At 72.6% G+C, this 3,188-nt stretch carries 3 protein-coding genes; all 3 read left to right on the top strand.

Annotated features, from left to right (window positions below):
• The first annotated feature begins 115 nt into the window (after positions 1 to 115).
• Positions 116 to 2,074, top strand: a complete 1,959-nt coding sequence (locus VIM19_12800) for a TIGR03960 family B12-binding radical SAM protein (GenBank protein ID HEY5185754.1) — start codon at positions 116 to 118, stop codon at positions 2,072 to 2,074.
• 2 nt (positions 2,075 to 2,076) lie between these two features.
• Positions 2,077 to 2,835 (top strand): TIGR03936 family radical SAM-associated protein, encoded by a 759-nt coding sequence (locus VIM19_12805; GenBank protein ID HEY5185755.1) that lies wholly within the window; start codon positions 2,077 to 2,079, stop codon positions 2,833 to 2,835.
• 113 nt (positions 2,836 to 2,948) lie between these two features.
• On the top strand, positions 2,949 to 3,188 hold a 240-nt coding region (locus VIM19_12810), incomplete at its 3' end, for a hypothetical protein (protein ID HEY5185756.1).

Raw genomic sequence — 3,188 nt, forward strand, 5'->3', positions numbered from 1 at the left:
TCGATGTTCGCCAACCTGATGGCCGTCGGCCTGCTGCAGAACGTGCACGTGCGCCGCTACGCGTAACGTGGTCCCAGCTCGCGTCGTCCCACCCTGTCTGCCGGAGGGTCCCCCCATGCGCACCGAACCGTCGGTCGAAAGCGTGTTCCCGCAGCTGGAAGCCCTGCTGCCGCTGGTGCACAAGCCGATCCAGTACGTCGGCGGTGAGCTGAACGCCCGCAGCAAGGACTGGGCGGAGAACCCGGTGCGCTGGGCGCTGATGTACCCCGACGCGTACGAGGTCGGGCTGCCCAACCAGGGGGTGCAGATCCTCTACGAGGTGCTCAACGACGCCGACGGCGTGCTCGCCGAGCGCACCTACAGCGTCTGGCCGGACCTCGAGGCATTGATGCGGGCGCACGGGGTCCCGCAGTTCACCGTCGACAGCCACCGGCCGGTCGGCGCCTTCGACCTGCTCGGGGTGAGCTTCTCGACCGAGCTCGGCTACACCAACCTGCTCACCGCGCTCGACCTCGCGGGCATCCCGCTGCACGCGACCGACCGTGACGTCACCCATCCGGTGGTCGTGGCGGGCGGGCACGCGGCCTTCAACCCGGAGCCGGTCGCCGACTTCGTCGACGCCGCGGTGCTCGGGGACGGCGAGCAGGCGGCGCTGGAGGTCAGCCGGATCGTGGGGCAGTGGAAGGCCGAGGGCGCCCCCGGCGGCCGGGAGGAACTGCTGCTGCGACTGGCCCGCTCCGGCGCGGTCTACGTGCCCGCGTTCTACGACGTCAGCTACCTGTCGGACGGACGCATCCAGCGGGTCGCACCGAACCGGCCAGGGGTCCCGTGGCGGGTGGGCAAGCACACGCTGATGGACCTGGACGAGTGGCCGTACCCGAAGACCCCGCTGGTGCCGCTGGCGGAGACGGTGCACGAGCGCATGAGCGTGGAGATCTTCCGCGGCTGCACCCGCGGCTGCCGGTTCTGCCAGGCCGGCATGATCACCCGCCCGGTACGTGAGCGGTCCATCACCGGGGTCGGCGCGATGGTCGAGCAGGGGCTCGCTGCGACCGGTTTCGAGGAGGTCGGGTTGCTGTCGCTGTCCAGCGCCGATCACTCCGAGATCAAGGACATCGCGCACGGTCTGGCGGACCGGTACGAGGGGACGAACACCGGGCTCTCGCTGCCGTCCACCCGGGTGGACGCGTTCAACATCGACCTGGCCAACGAGCTGTCCCGGGGCGGTCGGCGCTCCGGGCTGACCTTCGCTCCCGAGGGCGGGTCCGAGCGGATGCGCCGGGTGATCAACAAGATGGTCACCCAGGAGGACCTGATCCGCACCGTCGCCACGGCGTACGGCAACGGCTGGCGGCAGGTCAAGCTGTACTTCATGTGTGGGCTGCCCACCGAGACCGATGAGGACGTCCTGCAGATCGCCCGGCTCGCCGCCGAGGTGATCCGCACCGGCCGCTCGGTCAGCGGCCGCCGGGACATCCGGTGCACCGTGTCCATCGGCGGCTTCGTGCCCAAGCCGCACACGCCGTTCCAGTGGGCCGGGCAGCTGGACCACGAGACCACGGACGCCCGGCTACTCCTGCTGCGCGACGCGCTGAGGGCCGACCGCGAGTACGGCAAGGCGGTCGGCTACCGCTACCACGACGGCCGGCCCGGCATCATCGAGGGCCTGCTGTCCCGGGGCGACCGCCGGGTGGGCGCGGTCATCGAGCAGGTCTGGGCCGACGGCGCCCGGTTCGACGGCTGGAGCGAGCACTTCTCCTTCGACCGATGGGCGTCGGCGTCGGAGCGGGCGCTGGCGGACCAGCCGGTTGACCTGGACTGGTACACCACCCGTGAGCGCGGCTACGCCGAGGTGCTGCCGTGGGACCACCTGGACAGCGGCCTGGACAAGGAGTGGCTCTGGCAGGACTGGCAGGACGCGCTCGACCAGGTCGAGGTCGAGGACTGCCGGTGGACCCCGTGCTACGACTGTGGCGTGTGCCCGCAGATGGGCACCGAGATCCAGGTCGGACCGACCGCCGCCCAGCTGCTACCGCTCGACGTCGTCCGGCACAACCCGCTCGTGCAGGCCTGAGCGTGGCCCGCAGCCCCGAGGGCCCCCCGCCGCCACTGGCCGTCCAGCGGCTGCGGCTGCGCTACGCCAAGCGGGGTCGGCTCCGGTTCTCCTCCCACCGGGACTTCCAGCGGGCGCTGGAGCGCGCGCTGCGTCGGGCCTCGGTGCCGATGGCCTACAGCGCTGGCTTCAGCCCGCATCCGAAGATCTCCTACGCGAACGCGGCGCCGACCGGGGTGGCCAGCGAGGCCGAGTACGTGGAGATTGCGGTCACCGAGCGCTGCGACCCGGAGCGGCTGCGCACGGCGCTCGATGCCTCGCTGCCCCCGGGGCTGGACATCCTCGAGGTGGTCGAGGCGGGTCCAGGGGCGCTGGCCGACCGGTTGGAGGCCTCCGTCTACCAGGTGGAGCTGCCGCAGGTCGACGTCCAGCAGGCAGCGGCCGCGGTGGACGCGCTGCTGGCCGCCGAGCTGGTCGAGGTGGAGCGGATGACCAAGACCGGTCCCCGACGGTTCGATGCCCGGGGGGCCCTGGTCCAGATCACCGTGGCGGACGGCGCGTCGCCGGCCGGTCCCGTCCCAACCGCTGAACCGTGTGCGATACTGCGAGTGGTCGTGCGGCACAGCACTCCTGCCGTACGACCCGACGACGTCCTCGCGGCGTTGCGTCAGGTGGCCGACCTCGTGCCGCCGGTGCCCCCCCGGGTGACCCGGCTGGCGCAGGGACCGCTGGGCGCTGCTCGCGACGACGTGGCCGACCCGCTCGCTCCCGACCGGGCCTGACCGGCCCGATCGGCCACCCACAGGTTTCGGTCCGTCCGCCGGGCGAACCGATCGAGACAAGCGTTCCCGCGCGGCGCCACCCAGCGCCCGGGAGCTCGGAACAGGACAGCCGGATGCTCGACACCGAGCCGACCGGTCCCAACGGCGCAGCCTCCGACGGCGACGCCCAGGGACCCGACCAGATCAGCACCACGACGGCCGCACCACGCCGTCGACGCGCGGCCTCCCGGCCGGCCGGGCCACCCCTGCCGGCCGCCGCCATGACCGCGGCTGCGCAGCCCAGCCCAGCCGCCGAGGCGGCACCCGAGGCGGCACCCGAGGCGGCAGAGCCAGCGCCGACCGGCCCGCGCAAG

The sequence above is a fragment of the Actinomycetes bacterium genome (assembly GCA_036510875.1).
Classification (GTDB): Bacteria; Actinomycetota; Actinomycetes; order Prado026; family Prado026; genus DATCDE01.

Excerpts from the sequence above, each read along its gene's own strand:
- VIM19_12800 (HEY5185754.1), top strand. The coding sequence starts at position 116 with ATGCGCACCGAACCGTCGGTCGAAAGCGTGTTCCCGCAGCTGGAAGCC.